The 734-nt window shown below is 65.8% G+C and carries 1 protein-coding gene; it reads right to left on the bottom strand.

Features of this window, described 5'->3' with window-relative positions; genetic code table 11:
• Positions 1-734 (bottom strand): ABC transporter substrate-binding protein (locus tag KBI52_RS01135; protein ID WP_210804822.1); only part of this gene is annotated, 734 nt, incomplete at both ends.

Here is a 734-nt window from a genome sequence, read left to right as displayed (position 1 = left end):
TTCGGCCGCATGCCGTTGTTGGCCTTCTTGAACGCCTCCACGAAGGCCTTGTTCTCCGGGCTGTCGTGGGCCGCCGAGTAATGGTGCGCGGTGACGGCCCCCAGGGCGACGTCGCCGATATTGTTCAGAAGATCGTCGTCCGTGACGCTGCCTTCCGCCAGGAAGCGGATGCCGCTCTTGTCGAGGCCGCGCTCGACGAACTGCTTCATGAACTGCGCGCCGACGCCGGAGGGGACGAAGGCCAGGAGGGCATCGGGCTTGGCGTCGGCAACCTTCTGCAGGAACGGCGAGAAGTCCGGGTTGGCCAACGGCACGCGCAGGTTCTCCACCTGTCCACCCGCCTTAGTGAAGGTCTCCGTGAAGGCCTTCTCCACATCGATGCCGGGACCGTAATCCGACACGATGGTGACCACCCGCTTGAGGCCTTCCTTCGCGGCCCATTCGGCGAGCGGCACGGTTACCTGCGCGGCCGTGAAGCTCGATCGTACGATGTAGGGCGACTGCTCGGGGATGATCGAGGTGGCGGCCGCCATCACCACCTCGGGCACCTTGGCCTGAGTGGCCAGAGGCGCGGTCGCAAGCGCCAGCGGCGTCAGCCCGAAGCCTGCGAGCACCGTCACCTTGTCCTGAACGATCAGCTCCTGCGCCAAGCGCTTGGTGACGTCGGCGGTGCCGGTGTCGTCCTTGACGATGAGCTGGATCTTCTTGCCCGCCACCGTGTCGCCGTTCTGCTG

The sequence above is a fragment of the Microvirga sp. HBU67558 genome (assembly GCF_018069605.1).
Taxonomy (GTDB): Bacteria; Pseudomonadota; Alphaproteobacteria; order Rhizobiales; family Beijerinckiaceae; genus Microvirga; species Microvirga terrae.
Note: the sequence above shows the minus strand (reverse complement) of the source record. Positions and strands in the feature narration are given on the sequence as shown.